This is a genomic window from Microbacterium sp. C448 (assembly GCF_000582705.2).
Lineage (GTDB): Bacteria > Actinomycetota > Actinomycetes > Actinomycetales > Microbacteriaceae > Microbacterium > Microbacterium lacus_A.
In genome coordinates this window covers 1-20272 of the sequence record NZ_HG779734.1, presented here as the reverse complement: position 1 = coordinate 20272, position 20272 = coordinate 1, and the positions used below count along the sequence as shown (strand labels likewise).

The following is a 20272-nucleotide window of genomic DNA, read 5'->3' as shown; positions in this document are numbered from 1 at the left end:
CCGCCAGTGTCGGGTACGCGGGTCGCGCGGGCAAGTCATCGAGCCAGAACGAGCTCTGCCGGGTGCCGGTGAGGGCGTGCCGGATGACGGATGCGGGGGGCTTCTGGCGTTCGAAGACGGTCGTGCCCACGGGTATCACCCTTTCCGGAGTGGCTATCGCCCCATCCTGGCCTGTCTGGGGTGCCGCGTCGACTACTGGGCGCTTGCTCGTCGGTCGCGGCGTCGACCGAGGCTGAAACCTGCAAGGGCGAAGCCGGCGGCGATCAGGATGGCCACTGCAGAGGCCGCGGTGATCGAGGTGGGAGACTCCGCGCCGCCGACGACCGCTCCGATGGCCGGCCCCGCGGCGATCCCGAGATTGAAGAGCACCACGATCCCCGCTCCCGCGAGGTTGCGTGTGCGGGGGGTCGAGGTACGCATCAGGATCGTTTGGAGCAGCGGGAAAACCGCGCCGAGCGCGAATCCCCACACCATGAGCGCGACGATGACCGTCGGAAGGCTACGTGAGGCGACGGTCAGCGCGACGAAGGCCGTGACGAGAACGATCAGGACCACCAGCAACGACCCACGCGGGTACCGGTCCGCCGCCACCGCTGCCGCGACGACGCCGAGCAGACCCGCGGCGCCATACACGAACAGCAGCCCGGCGGCCCATCCGGCCTCGATGGACGCGGATACCTCGAGGTAGGGCCGGATGTAGGTGAACGACGCGAACTGCGCCGTCGCGATCAGGACGGCGACGATGCCGAACGCCGCCAGGGCGGGCAGGGACGGGTCGCGGAACACGCTCGACCGCTCGCCGTGCGTCGCGGTTGACGCCAGGTACGGGGGCATCTTCAGCACAACGACGGCGCCGAGCAGGAGGGCGATGGCACCCAACCCGACAAAGGCGGCGCGCCATCCGAGGCCCTGTGCGACCAGGGTCGCGAGGGGAAGCCCGATGATCGTGGCGGCGGTGCCGCCGCCGGTCACGATTGCCAGCCCCCGACCGAGGTGCGCCGGGGAAAGAAGGGCGGTGGCGTAGACCATGACGACCGCCCAGAAGGCGCCGTGCGCTATCGCGGCCAGGATCCTCGTCGCGAAGGCGAATTCGTACCCCGGAGCGAACGCGGTTGCGACGTTCGCGAGCGCGAAGGCGGCCAGGGCAACGGCGATCACGAGCCGGCGGTCGAATCGAGCGGTCGCGCGAGTGAGAGGGATGCTCGTGACGATGACGGTCAACGCCCATACCGAGATGAGCAATCCGATCTGGGCCGACGACACACCGAGGTCGGCCGAAAGCTCCGGCATCAGACCGGCGGGTAGCGACTCGGCGGTGACCGTCACGAGCACGCCGAAGCTCAGCAAGAGCAGGGCGCGAAGGGGGAATCGGGAGACGGGCGCGGACGTCTGGGCCGCGGCCGTTGAGGTGCTCATGCACCCAGGCTAAACTCTGACATCAATGTCAATGTCAATCTCCGACCGGTGGAGGGTCTCGTGAAGATCGGCGAGCTGTCCGCGCGGACGGGAATCCCGCCTCGGATGCTGCGGTATTACGAGCAGCAGGGGCTGCTGGAATCCGAGCGTGCCCTCAACGGCTATCGCGCCTACGGCGAGGCGGACGTGCAGCGGGCGCTGCGTGTTCGAGGCGTTGTGCAGGCGGGGCTGTCGACACGGATGGCGCGCGTCGTGCTCGACATCGAGCGCCAGTGCGAACTCGAGTCGCCACCCGAATGCTCGCTCGCGCTCGCCGAAGAACTCGCGGGCGAACTCGAGGCGCTCGAGGAGCGGCTCGCCTGCCTGACCAAGAGTCGGGATGCCGTGGCCCGCTACCTCGAACTGTCGCGTCACGGCGACGTCGTCGCCGCTCTGTCCGCAAACCAGGTCGCGCGGCCCGCCTAACCGCGCTCGCTCAGGCGCGGTGGCGTCGGATTCGGATCGGCCCCTTCGCGGTCGAGGGGTCGACGACCTGGCCGCGCTGGGTGATGTCAACCTCGCCCGCCACGACGAGTCGGCGGGCGGCGCGGCGCGCGGGCTCCATCAGATCGCGCCACTCTTCGCCGCCGATCGCGCGCGCAGCATCCGACGGACAGATCGTCGAGGTGGCGGCTCGGTTGGCGAGCAACGTCAGGATGGTTCGCTCGAGCTCGCGGTCCTGGGTCGTGACCCCGCGGGTGCGACAGGCATCCGAGCAATACTTCACGGCGTCCCAATTCTTCGCCCACTTGGCTCGCCACTGCATTTCACGGCCGCAGGATGCGCACGTCTTCGTGCTTTCGCTGTGGACGGCCATGCGATCCAGTGTGCCTCAGCGTTCGGGCGTCGGGGCCGGTGCACCCCGCGCCCCGGTGATGGCAGCCTCGACGACCGCGGCGGCGAGCGCATCGATCACGGGCTCGGGCTGCCACTGCAGCGGCCCGTGCACGGCGATCTCTGCGAACCCGTGGACCGCTGCCCAGCACGCCCACTCAGCGTGGGGGCGGCGCTCCGGATCGAGGGCGCCCGTGTCGCGCATGGTGTCGAGCGCATCGAGCAGCAGCTGGAACGGCGGTACGACCTCATCGTCGAGCGTCACGATTCCGGCGCTCGGCTGCTCATCCTGTACCGCAAATGCCAGCGTGAACCATCCGCGCTCCGTGCGTGCGAAGTCGATGTACGCGAGCCCGATTCGGCGCAGACGCTCAACCGCGGCGTCGGCGGGGGAGAGACCGGAGGGAGCCGCGTCGATACGGGCACGGATCGCATGGGCGAGTGCGAGTTGAGCCTCGGCCGCCACGGCGCGGATGAGGTCCTGACGATCCGCGAAGTGTCGGTAGGCGGCGTTCGGCGAGACCCCGACGGCACGGGTCACCTCGCGCATCGTCACGGCGTCCAAGCCCCCCGCGCGGGCGCGCTGCACGCCCTCCACGACGAGCGCGTGTCGGAGGTCACCATGATGATAGGTCCGCGCCTGAGTCGTCTGTCGTTTCGCCATTGCGTCCGTTATGTCGGCTGTGTACGGTGTGAGCAAGTGATGTGAACGGTGTACACATCCAGACTAGACCTCTCCGGCGATCTGCCGACGATTTCACGACACGACAAGCTTGAGACCGAAGAAGGAATCCGCATGACCGAACCCGTCGCAGGCGCCGCTGCCCTCCAGAATCACGGCACGGTGCGCGCGTTCTATCAGGTGCTCGCGAATACCGCGATCGCGAACGTGACCTCGAGCTACCTGTGGTGGGCCCTGACGTTCTGGGCCTATCTCGAAACGCGGTCGGTGCTCGCGACCGCGATCATCGGTGGGTCGTACATGCTGCTGGTCGCCGTCTTCGGCGTCGTGTTCGGGGTGATCGTCGACCGCACCAAGAAGAAGGCCGTGATGGTGCTGTCGAGCATGATCACGCTCGTCACATATCTGCTCGCGGGTGCGCTGTACCTGTCGTTCCCGGAGAACGTGCTCGTCGACTGGGGTGGCCCCTGGTTCTGGGTGTTCGCGGGCGTCATCCTCGTCGGCGGTGTGGTCGAGAACCTCCGCAACATCGCGCTCTCGACGACGGTCACGCTGCTCGTGCCCTCCGATCGCCGCGACCGCGCGAACGGGCTCGTGGGGGCCGTGCAGGGCATCGCGTTCATGGTGACGAGCGTGTTCTCGGGTCTGTCGGTCGGGCTGCTCGGCATGGGCTGGACCGTCGTGATCGCGATCGTCGCGACGGCACTCGCGCTCTGCCACCTCTTCTTCGTGCCGATCCCCGAGCGCGGCATCGCGCGCGTCGAGGGCGCACCGAAGGACTTCGGATTCCGCGGCGTCATCCCCGCGATCGTCGTGGTGCCGGGGCTCCTCGCCCTGATCCTGTTCTCGACGTTCAACAACCTCGTCGGCGGCGTGTTCATGGCCCTGATGGACCCGTACGGGCTGACCCTCTTCTCGGTCGAGGTGTGGGGCGTGGTGCTCGGCGTCACGAGCATCGGGTTCATCCTCGGTGGCGCGCTCGTCGCGAAGTTCGGGCTGGGCAAGAACCCGGTCCGCACGATGCTCCTGGTCAACATCGGCATCGCGCTGCTCGGCATGACCTTCGCGATCCGCGAGTGGTGGTGGCTCTACGGGCTCGGGATCCTGGTGTTCATGTGCCTGATGCCCATCGCCGAGGCGGCCGAGCAGACGATCATCCAGCGGGTTGTGCCGTTCGAGAAGCAGGGCCGCGTCTTCGGGTTCGCCGCGAGCATCGAGTCCGCGGCGGCGCCCCTGTCGTCGTTCCTGATCGGACCCCTCGCGCAGTTCTGGCTCATCCCGTTCATGAACACGCAAGAGGGTCAGGACTCGCTCGGATGGCTGCTCGGCCCGGGAGAGGCCCGAGGTATCGCGCTGGCGTTCGTGGCCGCGAGCGCCGTGCTGCTCGTCGTCGTGCTGCTCGCGTTCGTGTCGAAGCCGTACCGGCGCCTGTCGTCGGCGTATGCAGCGGCTCCGCCGTCGATCGAGGCGGAAGTCGGAGCCGCGTCGAGAACTGGCGGCGCTCCCGAGATGGAAGTCACACACCTGCCCTCGACGCGCTGATGTCGCGGTTCGTGCGTCCCGTCACACGAGCAGTGAGAGCACGAAGTTCCAGATGCAGATGAACGCGAGCATTCCGAGGCTGTAGAGAATCGACGCACGCAGGATCTCGCCCTCGCGCCCCGACAGCCCGACGGCTCCCGCCGCGATCGCGATGGACTGCGGCGAGATGACCTTGGCCGTGTTGCCACCGGCCGTGTTCGCGGCGACCAGGAGGCCAGGTGACACGTCGATCCGCTCGCCCGTCGCGACCTGCAGGGGTGCGAAGAGGGTGTTGTTGTTGACCACGGAGCCGGTCAGGAACACCCCGATCCATCCGATGATCGGGGCGATCAGCGGGAAGATCGGACCGACCGCCGCGAGCGCGACGCCCATGGAGGTCGTACCGCCCGAGAAGTTCGCGATGTTCGCCAGCACCAGGATGACCGCGATCAGTGCCAGCGCCTGCCAGAGCTCGGCGAGCGTCTTACCGAGTTGACCGAAAAGATCTCGAACCTTCATGGTCGGCATCACCAGGAACGAGACGATCACGGCGAGAAGGATCGCGGTGCCCGTGGCATTGATCGGGGTGAAGTTCCACGTCGCGGTGACAGGGTTGCCGGCAGCGGTGGAGACGGCGTCCGTCAGCCCCGGCATGGGGAACATCAGGACGGTCGCCGCCAGGGCGCCGTCGGGCGCGAACAGGGCCTTGAACGCCGGGATGCTCCACACGGCGACGAACGCGGTGAGGATGTAGAAGGGGCTCCAGGCGGCCACGATCTGCCCGAGCGAATAGCGCGTGGGCGCGGGTGCCGTGCCGCCGTCCTCGCGGAAGATGTGCTTCGGCTGCCACACCCGCCCGAAGACGAAGATGGCGACCATGGTGGCCAAGCCCGCGCCGATATCGGCGAGTTCGGGTCCGAGGAACCACAGGATCGATCCCTGCACGCCGCTGAACACCAGGGTCGCGACGAGCGCGGCGGGCCAGGATTCGCGCAGCCCCTTCCAGCCGTCCAGGATCATGACGAGCAGGAACGGGATGAGCAGGGTCAGCGGCTGCAGCAGCAGGACGAGCGCCTGCGACAGCTCCATCACGGGGATGCCGCTTACCTGCGACGCAACGATCACGGGGATGCCGATCGCCCCGTACGCGCCGGCGGCCGCATTGGCGACGAGTGAGATCATCGCGGCCTTAACGGGGCGGAATCCGAGTTGTACGAGCAGGGCGGCGCAGATCGCGATGGGCACGCCGAATCCGGCCGCGCCCTCGAGGAAGGCGCCGAACGCGAAGCTGATGAGAAGCACCTGGATGCGCTGATCGGGCGAGATGCCGCCGATCGAGCCGCGGATGACATCGAAGCGTCCGCTCGCCACCGCCAGCCGGTACAGCCACACGGCCATCACGATGATGAAGGCGATCGGCCAGATGGCCGTGAGCAGCCCGAGCAGACCCGCGCCCCCGGCGGCCGTGACGGGCATGCCGAACACCCAGAGGGCGATGACGATCTCGACCGCGAGGGCTATCAGGGCCGCGTAGATGCCCTTCAGCCGCAGCGCGACCAGGCACACCAGGAACACGACGATGGGGATGGCTGCCACGAGAGCGGATAGGGCGATGGAATCGAGCGGATCAATGTCTTGCGTCCACATGTCAGTGGTGTCCTCTCGCGGGTGTCATCTCACCCTGGCGTGCCCGGTCCTGCCCGCGCTAGGGCCGGAGCGAATCAGTCGGGCGGATATCTCGGACGTAGACTCGGACGCTATGGCCGCAGGCGCAGTAATCCACACGTTCGCGGTGCAACTCGCCGATGTCGACCGCGGTGTCTACGACGAGGTGACGCTTCGGGTGGCGAGGCATCCGTCCGAAACCGACGCCTACATGATGACGCGCGTGCTGGCGTATCTGCTCGAGTTCGAAGAGGGCATCACGTTCAGCGAGGGGATCTCGTCGACGGATGAACCCGCCGTGCTCGTGCGCGACATGACCGGGCACATCACGGCCTGGATCGAGATCGGTGCCCCGGATGCGGCGCGCCTGCACTACGGCAGCAAGCTCGCCGACCGCACCACGGTCTACACGCACCGGGATCCCGCGAAGGTTCTCGCAGCGTTGGCGGGCAAGCCGATCCACCGCGCCGATACGATCACGCTGCACAGCTTCGACCCGGGATTCATCGACGACGCGGTTGCCGCGCTCGCCCGCCGCAACACGATGACCCTTTCGGTCACGGAGCGGCAGATCTACCTCGACCTGAACGGCGCGAGCGCGAGCTCAGGAGTGCATGATCACGCGCTCGTGCCGTAGGTCGGTTCTCGGCTAGCGGTTCTTGACCCGCGTCACGGCGTCGGTGTTCTCGACCCGGCTGCTCGCGGCCTTCTTGTCGGCCTTCGCGGTGCGCTTCTCCTTGAGGGTCTTGGAGGCTGCGGTCTTGCCGCTTTCTTTACGCGCGAACTTGTCACCCATGGACGTGCTCCTTCGAGAGCCGCGGTGACCCTGTGTGGCTGACGCTACACGTCCGGCAAGCGAATCAGCCGGGCTAGATCTCCGCGGGCAGGAAGTACTCGCGGGCGAGCGGGGCGATTTCGAGCGCGTCCGCATCGGCGCGGGTGATCCACCGCAACTCGGCGATCTCGGCCGCAGCTTTCGGCTCCTGATCGCCGATGTCGGCGCCGAAGACATCCGCCACCACCTCAAAACCCGGCTCGTTCGCGGCGGCGGCGGTGAACTCGCCGAGCGGACGCAGGTCGGCGGGAGCGACCCGGATGCCGACCTCTTCCGCCAACTCGCGGGACAGGGTCTCGGCGGCGCTCTCGCCCGCCTCGGGCTTGCCACCCGGCTGCATGAACGCGGTCGTGCCCGTCTTCCGGACCACGAGCAGTCGACCCGCGGCGTCGGTGATGACGGCCGCCGAGACGCGGATGCTGCGGGCGGGTGGCGCGCTGGGGGTCACACGCCCATGGTCCCACGCCCATGGACCTACGGTGCGGCCGTTGCGGGACTACGGCTCTGCGAGAGGACGCAACATGCCGTGGGCGGTCGAGGTACCCCCGTCAGAGCGTCCTCTCGGATGCTCTGACGGGGGTACGTCGCGACCTGCGCGACACGTCGCGACGTGCGCGAGACGCCGCGACGTAGAATCGCGTGTGCCCGACGAGACCTCCGCCCTTCCCGATCCGCCCCCGAGTGGCATCGACCCCGCAGAACTCGCGATCACGCTGAAGGTACTCGCCGGAATGTCGGACGTCGATCAGACGCATCCGGATTACATCTCGGTCCGCCAAGCGACGGCGGCGATGTTCAAGGCCGTCAAGAAGGTCCGTCGGCGCGAGATCCGCGATGCGATCGCACAGGCCGACCGCGAGGTTGTCGCCGCCACCGCGACAGGCGCGCCCGACCGGATCGACGACGAAACCCGCGGCATCCCGATCAGCACCGCGACCACCGCACCCACAGCGGGAACTCTTCTGAAGGCGCGCGGCTGCTACATCTGCAAAAAGCCGTACACACTCGTGGATGCGTTCTACCACCAGCTCTGCCCCGAATGCGCGGCGATGAGCCACGACAAGCGCAACGCCCGCACCGACCTGACCGGCCGGCGCGCGCTGCTGACCGGCGGCCGAGCGAAGATCGGCATGTACATCGCCCTGCGCCTGCTGCGTGACGGTGCCCACACGACGATCACGACGCGCTTCCCCCGCGACGCCGTGCGGCGCTTCAGCAGTCTTCCCGACTCGGCCGAGTGGATCGACCGGCTGAAGATCGTCGGCATCGACCTGCGCGACCCCGCACAGGTCATCGGGCTCGCCGACGACGTCGCGGCGGCGGGAACCCTCGACATCCTGATCAACAACGCGACCCAGACCGTCCGGCGCTCGCCGGGGGCGTACCAGCCGCTTGTCGACGCCGAACTCGCGCCGCTGCCGGATGGCCCGCTGCCCGAGCTGATCACGTTCGGCCACACGAACGACCCGCACCCGCAGGCGCTCGAGCGCTCGGTCACGGCTCATCCGATCCTCGCCGCGGCGGCCTCGCGCGCCGACGAGCTGACCGAGCAGGCGATGGCCGCCGGGTCGAGCTCACTCGATCGGCTCGCCGCCGGAACCGCGATAGACGCGGGCGGACTCGTGCCCGACCTCGACCACATCAACTCGTGGACCCAACGCGTCGACCAGGTCGATCCGCTCGAGATGCTCGAGGTGCAGCTCGCAAACACGACCGCGCCATTCCTGCTCGTCTCGCGGCTGAGGCCTGCGCTCGCCGCGAGCCCCGCGCCGCGCACGTACATCGTCAACGTCAGCGCCATGGAAGGGGTGTTCGGTCGCGGCTACAAGGGCCCGGGCCATCCGCACACCAACATGGCCAAGGCCGCCGTCAACATGCTCACGCGCACGAGCGCCCGCGAGATGTTCGAGACCGACGGCATCCTGATGACGAGCGTCGACACCGGATGGATCACCGACGAGCGCCCGCACCCCACAAAGGTGCGCCTCGCCGAAGAGGGGTTCCACGCACCCCTCGACCTCGTCGACGGTGCCGCTCGCGTGTACGACCCGATCGTCCGCGGCGAGGCCGGCGAGGACCTGTTCGGGGTGTTCCTGAAGGACTACGCGCCCGGCGCCTGGTGATGCTCCCGGCGCCCGGACGACGGGTGGTCGTGCGCTACCTACTGCCCTCGGGGCAGGCGACGGATGCGCTGGGCGTGCTGCTGAGCGAGGACGCGACAACGGTGGTGGTGGACGGCAAACGGGGGATCGTGCGCATCCCCCGATCCGCGATCGTCGCGGCAAAGGAGGTCCCGCCCCCGCCGGAGCCGCGTGATCGGCGTGGGCGCCTGTACCCCTGAGCCACCCTCGACGTCAAGGGCCCACGGTGGCGCGAGGGTACGCCTAGCGTCGTAGGCATCGGGGAAAGGAACACCGCATGAGCTCGCGTGAAGCAGACATCGCAGGCAAGACCGTGGTCGTCACCGGCGCCACCAGCGGACTCGGGCGGGGCACGGCGCTGCGGCTGTCGGAACTCGGCGCTCGGGTCGTGGTTGCGGCTCGACGCGGCGACGTGCTCGATGAACTCGTCGCCGAGATAGTGGCTCATGGTGGCGACGCAGTCGCCGTCGCGGCGGATGTCAGCTCGATCACGGACGTCCGCGTCATCGCCGAGACCGCCATCGAGCGGTTCGGCGGGTTCGACGTATGGGTCAACAACGTCGGGATCGGAGCACTCGGGTTCTTCTGGGACGTCCCGATGGAAGACCACTCCCGCGTCATCGACGTGAACGTCACCGGCCTGATGAACGGGGCGCACGTGGCGCTGCGGCACTTCCTGGATCGCGGCGCGGGCGTGCTTGTGAACATCGGATCGGTGGAGAGCGAGGTGCCGCTGGCGTACCAGTCGAGCTACGCGGCTTCCAAGGCCGCCGTCCTCAGCCTCAGCCGCTCACTGAACGAGGAGCTTCGCCTCGCGGGACACTCCGACACCATAAAGGTGGGGACGGTCATGCCGTGGGCCATCGACACGCCCTGGTGGGACCACGCGGCGAACTACACGGGGCGCACCGCTCGCATGGCCGCGATGGACGATCCGGCCGAGGTCGTCGACGCGATCGTCGAGGCATGCGTCAATCCCCGTGAACGTCAGCCCGTCGGGTGGAAAGCCCGCGGAGCGGATGTCTCGCACCGGCTGGCTCCGGACCTGACGAAGAGGGTGTCGGCAAAGATCATCGACGCAGAGTCCGCGAAGGGCGACCCCGCCCCCGAGACGACCGGCTCGATCTACACCTCGACGCGCGTGGGCACGACTGTCGATGGCGGCACGCGCGAGCGCATGAAGCGCGAGGATGCCTCGTCCGCGACGGATGCCGACCCCGCGGGTTGTTGACAGCTGCGCACCCATGCAGCCCGCCGTGGTGCGTGACCTAGAGCGGTGTGTTGCGTCCTTTCGCATGGAGAAGTGAGCGCGTCCGCCCACGCCCATTCAGCGGGACTGAAAGTTTCCGTCCCGCGGAATGCGGCGTTGAGCGCGCCCGCATCGGCGACGAGGGTGATTCCACTGTTCTCAGAGCGGTGAATCAAAGGAGATCCGATGCTCGACGTTCGCGTCGCCCTCATCACGGGCTGTGGCAAATCCGACGGAGTCGGGCAGGCCATCGCGCGCCGCCTCTCAGACGACGGTTTCGCGGTGGTCGTGACGGATCGGGAGCCGGGTGGGGTTCGCAATCAGGGGGATGCGGATGCCGCACCGGGCAGCGGTATCGATGTCTTCGTCGCGTCACTCGAGGCGGAAGGCCGGACCGCCGTCGCCCTCGTCGGAGACATCGGCGACCCGGCGGACGTCACCCGCATGCTCGAGACGGTCGACGAACGCTTCGGTCGCCTCGACGTGCTCGTGAACAATGCCGCAGCACCCCAGGGGCCCGATCGCGCCGATATCGGCGAGCTGAGCCTCGAGGCCTGGAACGAACTCATCCGCGTCAACCTCACCGGAACGTTCCTGATGTGCCAGGCGGGCGTCGCACTCATGCGGCGAGGCCGCTACGGCCGCATCATCAACATCTCTTCCATGGCGGCCATCACCGCGGCGCCGCGCTCCGTACCCTACTCGGCGGCGAAGGCCGGCATCCTGGGTCTCACGCGCGCCCTGTCGATGGATGTCGCACGGTGGGGCATCACGGTGAATGCGATCGCCCCAGGCCTGGTCGGCACGAGCCGCTCGATGCTCGGAAGGCGCGACACGGACCGCGAGGAGCACCTCCGCGCGAGCGCCCGCAAGGTCGCGGTCGGCAAGGTCGGGATGCCCGTCGACATCGCGAACGCCGTGGCCTTCTTCGCCGACGAGCGGACGAGTCACGTGACGGCCCAGACGATGCAGATCGACGGTGGCGGGAACAGTTCGTTTCCCCTGAGCGGACCGGACGACGGGGATGACGCGGGGGAGGGCCGCTGATGCGTGCACTCGTCGGACGCATCGCCCGGTTGCTCATCTCTTCGGTGCTGCTCTTCGTCGCCGTGATCACCGTGCTGTTCCTGTTGCTCGAACTCGCCCCCGGCAATCCCATCCAGAGCCTCGTCGGCGATGTCCCCATCTCGCCCGCCTTCGAGGCGCAGATCACGGCGGCGTTCGGACTCGACAAGCCGCTCTGGGAGCGCTATCTGATCTACCTCGGGAACGTGTTCACCGGAAACCTCGGATACTCGTTCGGGACGAACGAGCCGGTGCTCGAACTCATCCTCGGTCGAGCCGGCAACACCCTGGCGCTCGCGGTCCCGTCGTTCCTGATTTCGACCACCCTCGGCGTCATCCTGGGGTCGATCGCGGCACGCACCCGCCGCCGCTGGCTCGACAGCGGCATCTCGGGCGCGGCCGTCGCCCTGTTCTCGGTGCCGAACTTCTGGCTCGGCATGATGCTCATCATGATTTTCTCGCTCACGCTCGGTTGGCTGCCGACGCAGGGCAAGGCGCCGTACGGGCAGGAGGGCATCGCGCTGCAGTACATGGTGCTGCCGATCATCACGATGGCCACGAGCGAGGTCGCCTACAAGACGCGCATCATGCGGGCATCGATGATCGAGTCGCTCAGCCAGGACTTCATCGACACAGCCCGTTCGAAGGGCCTCACGCCGCGGCGCGTGCTCTGGCGCCACGCGCTGCCCAACGCCCTGCTTCCCATGGTCACGATCTCGGGCTACAGCCTCGGGTTCATCCTCGCGGGGTCGGTGCTCGTTGAGCGCGTGTTCGGCTGGCCCGGCATGGGACTTCTCTTCATCGACGCGATCGGGCGGCAGGACAACCAGGTCGTGCTGGGAGTCGTGATCGTCCTCACGGTCACGATCATCATCGTCAACATCCTCACGGACCTCGTCTACGGCCTCGTCGATCCGCGCCTGCGGTCGCAACTCACTCGAAAGATCAGCAGCACGCGAAAGGTCGAGGTGTCCGCATGACCACGACAGGCGAGGCAATCGAGCTCGGCGCTGACGCACCGGTGGGCGGCGTTCCCCCAGCACCCACGGAGGGGCGGGTCGCGAGCAGACCCTCCGTCTGGGGGATCTTCCTGCGGAAGCCCTCCACCCTGATCTTCCTTCCGCTTCTGCTGATCTTCGTCATCGTCTCGGTGGTCGGTCCGTACTTCGTGGGCAGCCCGGTCTCGACCGGCAACCCACCTTTGCTGCCCCCGAGCGGTGAATTCCCCCTCGGCACCGACGCCCTCGGCCGTGACTACCTTGCGCGCGTCGTCTACGGCGGCCAGATCTCGCTGCTCGTCGGCTTCAGCGTCGCGGTGCTGTGCATGACGATCGGGATCATCGTGGGCGGCCTCGCCGGGTACTACGGCGGGTTCATCGACACCGCCCTGGTGAAGGTCGCCGAGTTCTTCCAGGTGCTCCCGGGACTGATCCTCGCGCTCGTAGCGGCGGCGCTGCTCGGATCGAACATCGTCATCATCGTCGCGATCCTCGCGATCACGATGTGGCCGAGCGGGGCCAGGATCGTCCGGGCCGAAGCCATGCGGATCTCGAAGCTCGGCTACGTCGAATCCGCGAAGGCCGCCGGTTTCGGAGGCATCCGCATCCTGTGGTCGGACGTCATTCCCAACGCGATGCCGCCTGTGCTGGTGGCGACGAGCATGACTGTCGGCCGCGCCATCCTGGTCGAGTCGGGCCTGGCGTACCTCGGTATCGGCGACACCAACCGCCCCAGCTGGGGCGCGCTGCTGAACTCCGCGCAGCCCTACATGCAGCAGGCGTGGTGGCTCGCGCTCTTCCCCGGCATGTGCATCTTCCTCGTCGTGCTCGCCGTCAACATCCTCGGTGACGGCCTGAACGACGCCCTCAACCCCACGATCGGGCGGGTGAAGTGATGTCTCTCACCACGACGCAACGGCAGGCCGAGCGCGACACACGCGTCGCGGACGCCGAGCCCATCCTGCGGGTGCAGAACCTCAAGGTGCACCTGCCGACCGGCGACCGCACCGAGGTCGAGGCCGTGAGCAACGTCAGCATCACCGTGCACGACGGCGAACGCGTCGGCATCGTCGGTGAGTCCGGATCGGGCAAGTCGGTCACCGGGCGGGCGATCTCGGGCCTCTTGCCGGGGTCGCCGCGGGTACGGGCCGCGGGTTCGATCCGCTTCGCGGGTCGCGAGATGAACGGCGCCTCTGCCGAGGCCTGGGCCGAGGTGCGGTCGCGCCGGATCGGCATGATCTTCCAGGACCCGCTGACCTTCCTGAACCCGACGATGAAGGTCGGGGCGCAGGTCGCGGAGTCGCTCGATCCGAAGGCCAAGCGCATCCGCGGAGAGCGCTCGGCCGAGGTCGTGCGCTTCCTGGCGCTCGCGGGCCTCGACAAGCCCGAACAGGTCGCGCTGCAGTTCCCTCACGAACTGAGCGGAGGGATGCGGCAGCGCGTGCTGATCGCGATCGCCATCGCGAAACTCCCGGACCTGATCATCGCGGACGAGCCGACCACGGCGCTTGACGCGACGGTGCAGGCGCGCGTTCTGAAGACACTCGACGAGACGGTCTCACAACTCGGCAACTCGCTCATCCTGATCTCGCACGACCTCGCGGTCGTCGGGAGCATGACCGACCGCATCTACGTCATGTACAACGGTCACGTCGTCGAAGAGGGCGCGACGAGCGACGTGCTGATGCGTCCGAAGCACAAGTACACGCAGGCGCTGCTGCGCAGCGTCCGGAGTCTCTCGGACGACACGGTGGACCTGTACTCGATCCCGTGGGAGTTGCGCCGCGAACTCGCGGAGGAGGTGGCCGCTCGTGCTTCTTGAGGCGAAATCGGTGACCAAGTCCTTCCGCGGGCGCCGGGGGGGTGGCCAGGTCGTGGCCGTTCGCGAGGCCACGCTGCGCGCGGAGCCCGGCCAGTTCGTCGCGATCGTCGGCGAGAGCGGTAGCGGCAAGAGCACGCTCGCGCGACTGCTGCTGGACCTGATCCCCGCGACCGGAGGATCGGTCGAGCTCGATGGCAAGGACGTCTCGCGTCTCACCCGTCCCGAGCGGCGGGAGTATCGCCGCCGGGTCCAGGCGGTGCTGCAGGACCCGGCCGGATCGCTCAATCCGCGCAAGCGCGTGGAGCAGACGATCGGCGAGGTCGTGCGGCTGCACAAGATCGCTCGCGGCCGCGACGCCATCCGCCAGAAGGTCACCGAAGCGCTCGAGCTCGTCGGGATGGAGCCGGCCGAGCGGTTTCTCGACCGTTTCCCGCACGAACTCAGCGGCGGTCAGCGCCAGCGCGTCCTCATCGCGCGAGCCATCTCGCTCGATCCCCGCATCATCGTCGCCGACGAGGCGGTGTCGGCCCTGGATGCCTCGGTCAAGGCGGGCGTCCTGCGGGTCATGGCCGATCTGACGAAGACCATCGGTGTCGGGTACGTGTTCATCACGCACGACCTGCCCGTCGTCCGCAAGGTCGCCGACTACGTCTACGTGATGAAGTCCGGCGACATCGTCGAGGAAGGCCCGAAAGACCGTCTCTTCACCGACCCCCAGCATCCGTACACGCGAACCCTGCTGGCGGCGTCTCCAGAACTCGCCCCGCTCGAAAACCCCTGAACCGCACCCCAACATCGCACCGCACACAACACAACATCGCACGTGTCACAGAAGACACCTGCAGAGAGGCAGTGAACGTGTTCACAGCACATAAGCGCAGCATCGGAGTCCTCGCCGCGATCGCGGCGGTCGGGCTCGTCCTGACCGCCTGCTCCGGCGACGACGGAGGGGATGACTCCTCCGGCGGTGAAGAGCGCATCTACGTCCAGGGCATCGGCGCAGACCCCCAGAGCTTCAACGCCCAGCTGACGAGCGGCGCATCGCCCACCGCGTTCAGTGCCCAGATGTTCGACACCCTCATCCGCATCTCCGACGATTACGAATTGAGCCCCGGACTCGCGGAAGAGTGGGAGGTCAGCGACGACGGCAAGCTGATCACGCTCACCCTGCGCGAGGGCGTGACGTGGCACGACGGAGAGCCGTTCACGGCCGAGGACGTGAAGTTCAACCTCGAAGAGATCGTGGAGCTGCAGACGTTCGGCGCGGGGCTCGCCGCGCGGATCGGGTCCGTCGAGATCGTGGACGACACCACCGTCGAGGTCGCCCTGACCGAAACGTACGGTCCGGCGATCGAGACCCTTGCGCTGCAGTACATGCTGCCGATGCACGTCTACGAGGGCACGGACTACGTCACCAACCCCGCCAACCTGGCACCGATCGGCACGGGCCCGATGATGTTCGAGTCGTTCCAGTCCGGCACCGAAGTCATCCTCGTGAAGAATCCGGACTACTGGGACGGCGAGGTGCAGGTCGATCGCGCGATCTACCCGGTCATGGCCGACCCCAACAGCCGCGCGCTGTCTCTGTTCGCGGGTGAGGTCGACCGGGCCGAGATCGACCCGGCACAGCAGTCGCAGGCCGAAGGCCGGAATGACATCGTGCAGATGACGGGCGGCGGATTCCCGCAGGTCATCACCGTGATGTTCAACGCGCTCAGCCCGAACCTCAGCGACCCCGAAGTGCGCGCGCTCGTGTTCGCGGCGATGGACCGCGAAGAGATGGTCGACGTCGCCCTGGGCGGAAAGGGCACCGCGGCCGAGACCTTCTTCCCCGAGGAGCTCGAATGGGCCGTCAACAACGACGTCAACTTCTCGGACGACTTCCCGCACGACGTGGACGAGATCAACGACGCCCTGGATGCTGCCGGATATCCGGTCGGCTCCGACGGCTACCGCTTCACGCTGAACGCCCGCTACATCACCGAGCTCAGCGAGGTCGCCTCGGTCACCGAGATGGCAGCCGCTCAGCTCGAAGAGGTCGGCATCAAGCTGAACCTCGTCGGGAGCGCATCCGCCGTCTACACCGAGAAGGTCTACACCGAGAGCGACTTCGACCTGGCCTTCCTCCGCTCGACCCTGGGAGCCGACCCGAGCCTCGGTATCGTGCGCTGGTACGGCTGCAACCCCAACAAGGCGGCCGCGACCAACCCGTCCGGGATCTGCGACGACGGCATCACGGAGGCGGCGAATGCGGCGCTCGCTTCGACGGATCGCGAGGTCCGCGGCGAGGCGTTCCGCGACCTGCAGGAGCGCGCGAAGGAGCTGATGTTCTACGCCCCGCTCGCCTGGTACACGGGTTGGTTGCCCACGTTGAACACCTCGCGCTGGTCCGGGATGGACGAGCAGATGCCCTCGACCAACCTGACGCCCTGGACGTCGATGGAGCTCGTCGGCTGACCCGCGTTCGCGCGGAACTCGTTCCGCCTGACGGAAGACACCCTCGGTGCCGGGGGTGTCTTCCGTCACGATGGAGGGACGGATAGCTCGCGACGCAGCGACATCGACAGTTGCCGCGTCTACGCAATGAAGCGGAGGCAAACCGGTGGAAGCCGTGACCCCGATCGACTCGAACAAGAGGACCGCAGCGGGACGGGTGCTCGCCCTTCTGGGCGCCTTTGCTGAGGGTGGCGGGGCCCTCACCCTCAGCGAGATCAGCCGGCACGCGCGACTGACGCTCACGACGACGCACCGACTCGTCCACGAGGTCCTCGAGTGGGGTGGGCTCGAGGTCGACGCGCACGGCATGTACCGGCTGAGCCGCAAGTTCCTCGACCTGGCGTCCTCGTCCACCCAGGGGCTGAGCTTGCGTGAACAGGCCTTGCCGCACCTGGTCGAGCTACACCGATCGAGCGGGCTGACCGTTCATCTCGCGGCCCGCGACGACGACTCCGTCGTCTACCTCGAGGCGCTGCGCGCCCACCCGAACTACACGGGCGAGAACCGCATCGGCGGGCGCCTCCGTTTGCACGTCGCCGGTACGGGGCTCGTGATGCTCGCCTTCGCGCCGGATGCTTTCGTGCAGGACTACCTCTCTGCACCGCTGAAGCGGTACACGTCTCGGACGCTGACCGATCCCGCCGAGTTGTGCGCCCGACTGACCGAGATCAGGAAGCGCCGCTACGTCGTTCTCGACGGGCACCTCGCCCCCCGCGCCGGCTCTGTCGCCGCCCCCGTCTTCAACCCCGACGGAACCGTCGACACGGCCGTCGGTGTCGTCTTCATCACCGGCCAGAACGACCCGGGTCGCTACATCGACATGGTCGTCATGGCGGCCGCGCGCATCTCGAACACGTTGGCCGAGCGCGACACGCGCCTCGACCCGAGGACGATCGACTTCAACCGCCGCCATGCGGGACTGAGCTGACCCGCCGTCGGATATGACCGGATATGAGCTCGGCGACCTTCCGTCGCGCGGAATCGGAGGGCGCCGAGTCGCCGGTGGACGGAGATAGTGGCATGACATGGCGAACGCAGAGAAGCGGAGGTTGATCATGCCCGTGGCGATTATCGATCCCACCCGGAGCCGGGTGTCGAACTCGACAGACAGCACGACAGAGGTCCCGATGGAGTCCCCCCGAGTGGCGAGCCTCGTCGGCTTGCGCGTGGGGCTCTTGGAGAACACCAAACGCAATGCCGCCGAGATTCTCGACGCCGTCGGAGCGCTCCTCGAGACCCAGCAGGGCGCGGGGGCTCTCGTGCGACGCACGAAGAAGCAGTTCGCGATGCCGCTGCCGGACGACATGCTCGAAGAACTGCGGCGCGAATGCGACGTGGTCGTCGTCGGTGTGGGGGACTGCGGATCCTGCAGCGCGGCGGCCGTCGCCGACGGGATCGCCCTCGAACGGGCGGGGATCCCCACCGCGGTCATCTGCACGGAGGCCTTCGTTGCGACCTCGACCGCGATGGCCGCGCTCAAGGGACGTGCCGACTACCCGTTCCTCGTGACGGAGCATCCTGTTGCGAACCTCGCCGTGGACGGCATCGCGGCGCGTGCCGGTGTGCTCGTGAGCGAGGTCGTGTCGCGCCTGACGGGCACCGCCGACGAGCGGGCGGCATGAGCACGGATACGATCGAGCGCGAACCGATCGAGCTCGACCCGGTCGCGGCCACGGAGGTCATCGAGCACCTGTACGAGCGCGGTTGGACGGACGGGCTTCCCGCCGTCCCGGCGACCGACGACGCGGTCGCGCTCTTTCTTGCGACGACCGATCGCGATGGCGACGAGATCATCGCGCGACACGCGCAGCTGGGTCGCCAGGCCACGGTGCGGGACGTCGCGATCCACGCCGTGATGGCGGGGTGTCGCCCCGAGTACTTCCCCGTCGTCATCGCCGCGTGGGAAGCGCTCGGAGCAGACCGTGCGGCGGGTGGGGGTGGCTGGCAGAGCACGAGCGGACCCTCGCCTCTGGTCGTCGTGAACGGCCCGATCCGCGAGCGGTTGGGCATCAATTCGACCGGCGGCGTTCTCGGCCCGGGCTTCCGCGCCAACGCGACCATCCCACGCGCGTTGGGGCTGACGGTGCGCAACAGCTTCGGCATCATCCCGCACGAACTCGAGCAAGCCACGCAGGGGTTGCCCGGTCGCTGGCAGCTGGGTATCGGCGAGGACGAAGAGGGTTCGCCGTGGCAGCCGTTCTCGGTCGACGGCGGGCTCGCGGAGGGTCAGGATGCCGTGAGCGTCATGCTGCTGCGAACGTGCGAGTTCGTCGACAACCGACACTTCACCGATCCGGTCGAGGTGCTGCGGGACTTCGCCGACACGATCTCACGGTCGGGTACGTGGATCTTCCGCACCGCATCGGTCGGCATCCTCCTGAACCCCGATCACGCGCGCGTCTTCGCCAAGGCGGGGATGAGCAAACAGGACGTCCGCGAGTGGCTCGTGCAGCACTCCGGCAAGACCGAGGCGCAGCTCGCTTCCGTCGGCAAGTCCCAGAGCCGCCACGCCGACGGTCCTTTCGACGACGACCACTTCCACCCGGTCTTCGCCGACGCAACACCACAGAGCCTGCCGATCATCGTCGCCGGGTCGCGGAACGCGGCGATGTCGATGGTGCTGCGGGTCTTCGGTACCTGGTCGGGACGCGCGTTCCCGATCGATTCACGACGAGAGGACCGCGACCGATGAGCGCAGAAGAGAACTGGCAGACCCCGGTCTCCGACCCGTTGGCGAGTGCCCAGTCGCCCTGGCTCGAGGGCAAGGTCGCTCTCGTCGCGGGCGGCGGGTTGAGCGGGCCGCTCGGTGGTGTGGGGTTCGCCCTCGCCTGGCTGTACGCCCGCAACGGAGCAGCGATCGCGGTGGTGGACCGCGATGCGGCCGCCGCGGCGCGAACGGTCGAAGCGATTCGCTCCTCGGGAGGGCAGGCCGAGGCGTTCCTCGCCGACCTCACCGACCCCGACTCCACGACCGCCGCCATCGACGCCGCGCACGAGCACTTCGGGCGGCTCGACGTTGTCGCCGACTCGGTCGGCGGCACCGGGGTGCAGCCCATCTTCGAGGCCACCGAAGACCAGTGGGACCTCGCGATGGACCTCAACCTGAAGTCGGTCTGGTACGTCCTGCGCGCCGGGCAGAAGCACATGACCCGCGGCGGCGCGATGGTGACGATCTCGTCGGGCGCCGCGGAAGGTCGCGGTCCCGGGATGCCGTACAGCATCGCCAAGTCCGCACTCGAGAAGCTGAGCGTGGGTGCTGCCGGGACGCTCGCCGAACGAGGCATCCGTGTCAACTGCGTTCGTGTCGGGATGATCTGGGGCGCGTTCGCCGCACGTGGCATGACGGAGGAACAGCGTGAGTTCCGCCGCCAGAACGTCGCGATGCAGACCGAGGGCAACAACTGGGACATCGCCGCGGCCGCCTTCTTCCTGACGACCGACCAGTCGCGCTGGATCACGGGTCAAGTGCTGTCGGTCGATGGCGGTGGCAACAGGCCGCAGAACACCGG

At 67.9% G+C, this 20272-nt stretch carries 22 protein-coding genes; 16 read left to right on the top strand and 6 right to left on the bottom strand.

Annotated elements, in window-relative coordinates:
* Positions 1-192 precede the first annotated feature (192 nt).
* Positions 193-1416 (bottom strand): MFS transporter, encoded by a 1224-nt coding sequence (locus MIC448_RS11635; RefSeq protein ID WP_051513694.1) that lies wholly within the window; start codon positions 1414-1416, stop codon positions 193-195.
* 60 nt (positions 1417-1476) lie between these two features.
* Here MIC448_RS11635 and MIC448_RS11630 point away from each other — a divergent pair, with 60 nt between their 5' ends.
* A complete protein-coding gene (locus MIC448_RS11630; RefSeq protein WP_036299839.1) occupies positions 1477-1881 on the top strand; it encodes a MerR family transcriptional regulator in 405 nt (134 codons plus the stop codon).
* A gap of 10 nt (positions 1882-1891) precedes the next feature.
* On the opposite strand, the gene MIC448_RS11625 is transcribed toward MIC448_RS11630, so the two are convergent.
* Together MIC448_RS11625 and MIC448_RS11620 are read right to left on the bottom strand one after the other, a co-directional pair.
* A complete protein-coding gene (locus MIC448_RS11625) occupies positions 1892-2272 on the bottom strand; it encodes a DUF2256 and DUF3253 domain-containing protein (RefSeq protein WP_036299823.1) in 381 nt (126 codons plus the stop codon).
* A gap of 15 nt (positions 2273-2287) precedes the next feature.
* On the bottom strand, positions 2288-2953 hold the full coding sequence (locus MIC448_RS11620) for a TetR/AcrR family transcriptional regulator (RefSeq protein ID WP_036299821.1): 666 nt from the start codon (positions 2951-2953) through the stop codon (positions 2288-2290).
* A 132-nt stretch (positions 2954-3085) separates the two neighbouring features.
* Between MIC448_RS11620 and MIC448_RS11615 the strand changes: the two genes are divergently transcribed.
* On the top strand, positions 3086-4513 hold the full coding sequence (locus MIC448_RS11615; RefSeq protein WP_081766373.1) for an MFS transporter: 1428 nt from the start codon (positions 3086-3088) through the stop codon (positions 4511-4513).
* Between the two features lie 21 nt (positions 4514-4534).
* Here the strand turns inward: MIC448_RS11615 and MIC448_RS11610 are convergent, their stop codons facing one another.
* Positions 4535-6139, bottom strand: a complete 1605-nt coding sequence (locus MIC448_RS11610) for an L-lactate permease (RefSeq protein ID WP_036299820.1) — start codon at positions 6137-6139, stop codon at positions 4535-4537.
* A gap of 112 nt (positions 6140-6251) precedes the next feature.
* On the opposite strand from MIC448_RS11610, the gene MIC448_RS11605 reads away from it, so the two are divergent.
* Positions 6252-6794, top strand: coding sequence for a YaeQ family protein (locus MIC448_RS11605; protein ID WP_036299819.1), 543 nt, complete (start codon positions 6252-6254; stop codon positions 6792-6794).
* 12 nt (positions 6795-6806) lie between these two features.
* Here the strand turns inward: MIC448_RS11605 and MIC448_RS11600 are convergent, their stop codons facing one another.
* Positions 6807-6953, bottom strand: a complete 147-nt coding sequence (locus MIC448_RS11600; protein WP_158497544.1) for a hypothetical protein — start codon at positions 6951-6953, stop codon at positions 6807-6809.
* Positions 6954-7026: 73 nt separating this feature from the next.
* Positions 7027-7440 (bottom strand): NUDIX domain-containing protein, encoded by a 414-nt coding sequence (locus MIC448_RS11595; RefSeq protein WP_036299817.1) that lies wholly within the window; start codon positions 7438-7440, stop codon positions 7027-7029.
* 193 nt (positions 7441-7633) lie between these two features.
* Here MIC448_RS11595 and MIC448_RS11590 point away from each other — a divergent pair, with 193 nt between their 5' ends.
* From MIC448_RS11590 to MIC448_RS11530, 13 genes are all read left to right on the top strand, one after another.
* Entirely contained in the window at positions 7634-9115 is a 1482-nt protein-coding gene (locus MIC448_RS11590; protein ID WP_036299814.1) for an SDR family oxidoreductase, read from the top strand.
* Positions 9115-9333: a hypothetical protein gene (locus MIC448_RS11585; RefSeq protein ID WP_036299811.1), complete on the top strand. Its 219-nt coding sequence runs from the start codon at positions 9115-9117 to the stop codon at positions 9331-9333. Before MIC448_RS11590 ends, MIC448_RS11585 begins: the two co-directional genes overlap by 1 nt.
* Before the next feature lie 77 nt (positions 9334-9410).
* Positions 9411-10364: an SDR family oxidoreductase gene (locus MIC448_RS11580; RefSeq protein ID WP_036299807.1), complete on the top strand. Its 954-nt coding sequence runs from the start codon at positions 9411-9413 to the stop codon at positions 10362-10364.
* Positions 10365-10568: 204 nt separating this feature from the next.
* On the top strand, positions 10569-11429 hold the full coding sequence (locus tag MIC448_RS11575; protein WP_036299803.1) for an SDR family NAD(P)-dependent oxidoreductase: 861 nt from the start codon (positions 10569-10571) through the stop codon (positions 11427-11429).
* Entirely contained in the window at positions 11429-12427 is a 999-nt protein-coding gene (locus tag MIC448_RS11570; protein ID WP_051513692.1) for an ABC transporter permease, read from the top strand. The genes MIC448_RS11575 and MIC448_RS11570 overlap by 1 nt, the downstream gene beginning before the upstream one ends.
* Entirely contained in the window at positions 12424-13341 is a 918-nt protein-coding gene (locus tag MIC448_RS11565) for an ABC transporter permease (protein WP_051513690.1), read from the top strand. Before MIC448_RS11570 ends, MIC448_RS11565 begins: the two co-directional genes overlap by 4 nt.
* Positions 13341-14267, top strand: coding sequence for an ABC transporter ATP-binding protein (locus tag MIC448_RS11560; RefSeq protein WP_051513687.1), 927 nt, complete (start codon positions 13341-13343; stop codon positions 14265-14267). The genes MIC448_RS11565 and MIC448_RS11560 overlap by 1 nt, the downstream gene beginning before the upstream one ends.
* A gap of 10 nt (positions 14268-14277) precedes the next feature.
* The gene (locus MIC448_RS11555; protein ID WP_199484447.1) at positions 14278-15048 is read left to right on the top strand and encodes an ABC transporter ATP-binding protein; all 771 of its coding nucleotides are present in this window, start codon (positions 14278-14280) and stop codon (positions 15046-15048) included.
* A gap of 77 nt (positions 15049-15125) precedes the next feature.
* A complete protein-coding gene (locus tag MIC448_RS11550; protein ID WP_144238041.1) occupies positions 15126-16724 on the top strand; it encodes an ABC transporter substrate-binding protein in 1599 nt (532 codons plus the stop codon).
* A 145-nt stretch (positions 16725-16869) separates the two neighbouring features.
* On the top strand, positions 16870-17691 hold the full coding sequence (locus MIC448_RS11545) for an IclR family transcriptional regulator (RefSeq protein WP_051513685.1): 822 nt from the start codon (positions 16870-16872) through the stop codon (positions 17689-17691).
* 199 nt (positions 17692-17890) lie between these two features.
* Positions 17891-18385 (top strand): UGSC family (seleno)protein, encoded by a 495-nt coding sequence (locus tag MIC448_RS11540; protein WP_199484446.1) that lies wholly within the window; start codon positions 17891-17893, stop codon positions 18383-18385.
* Positions 18382-19455 carry a hypothetical protein gene (locus tag MIC448_RS11535; protein ID WP_051513683.1) on the top strand — a complete coding sequence of 358 codons (1074 nt, stop codon included), beginning with the start codon at positions 18382-18384 and terminating at the stop codon, positions 19453-19455. Before MIC448_RS11540 ends, MIC448_RS11535 begins: the two co-directional genes overlap by 4 nt.
* Positions 19452-20272: SDR family NAD(P)-dependent oxidoreductase (locus MIC448_RS11530; RefSeq protein WP_051513681.1), on the top strand; the 821-nt coding region annotated here is incomplete at its 3' end. The genes MIC448_RS11535 and MIC448_RS11530, both read left to right, overlap by 4 nt.

Coding starts and splice junctions, on each gene's coding strand:
- MIC448_RS11625 (WP_036299823.1), bottom strand. CDS start 2,272: ATGGCCGTCCACAGCGAAAGCACGAAGACGTGCGCATCCTGCGGCCGT.
- MIC448_RS11580 (WP_036299807.1), top strand. CDS start 9,411: ATGAGCTCGCGTGAAGCAGACATCGCAGGCAAGACCGTGGTCGTCACC.
- MIC448_RS11585 (WP_036299811.1), top strand. CDS start 9,115: ATGCTCCCGGCGCCCGGACGACGGGTGGTCGTGCGCTACCTACTGCCC.
- MIC448_RS11605 (WP_036299819.1), top strand. CDS start 6,252: ATGGCCGCAGGCGCAGTAATCCACACGTTCGCGGTGCAACTCGCCGAT.
- MIC448_RS11635 (WP_051513694.1), bottom strand. CDS start 1,416: ATGAGCACCTCAACGGCCGCGGCCCAGACGTCCGCGCCCGTCTCCCGA.
- MIC448_RS11535 (WP_051513683.1), top strand. CDS start 18,382: ATGAGCACGGATACGATCGAGCGCGAACCGATCGAGCTCGACCCGGTC.
- MIC448_RS11615 (WP_081766373.1), top strand. CDS start 3,086: ATGACCGAACCCGTCGCAGGCGCCGCTGCCCTCCAGAATCACGGCACG.
- MIC448_RS11565 (WP_051513690.1), top strand. CDS start 12,424: ATGACCACGACAGGCGAGGCAATCGAGCTCGGCGCTGACGCACCGGTG.
- MIC448_RS11600 (WP_158497544.1), bottom strand. CDS start 6,953: ATGGGTGACAAGTTCGCGCGTAAAGAAAGCGGCAAGACCGCAGCCTCC.
- MIC448_RS11570 (WP_051513692.1), top strand. CDS start 11,429: ATGCGTGCACTCGTCGGACGCATCGCCCGGTTGCTCATCTCTTCGGTG.
- MIC448_RS11540 (WP_199484446.1), top strand. CDS start 17,891: ATGGAGTCCCCCCGAGTGGCGAGCCTCGTCGGCTTGCGCGTGGGGCTC.
- MIC448_RS11560 (WP_051513687.1), top strand. CDS start 13,341: ATGTCTCTCACCACGACGCAACGGCAGGCCGAGCGCGACACACGCGTC.
- MIC448_RS11620 (WP_036299821.1), bottom strand. CDS start 2,953: ATGGCGAAACGACAGACGACTCAGGCGCGGACCTATCATCATGGTGAC.
- MIC448_RS11575 (WP_036299803.1), top strand. CDS start 10,569: ATGCTCGACGTTCGCGTCGCCCTCATCACGGGCTGTGGCAAATCCGAC.
- MIC448_RS11610 (WP_036299820.1), bottom strand. CDS start 6,139: ATGTGGACGCAAGACATTGATCCGCTCGATTCCATCGCCCTATCCGCT.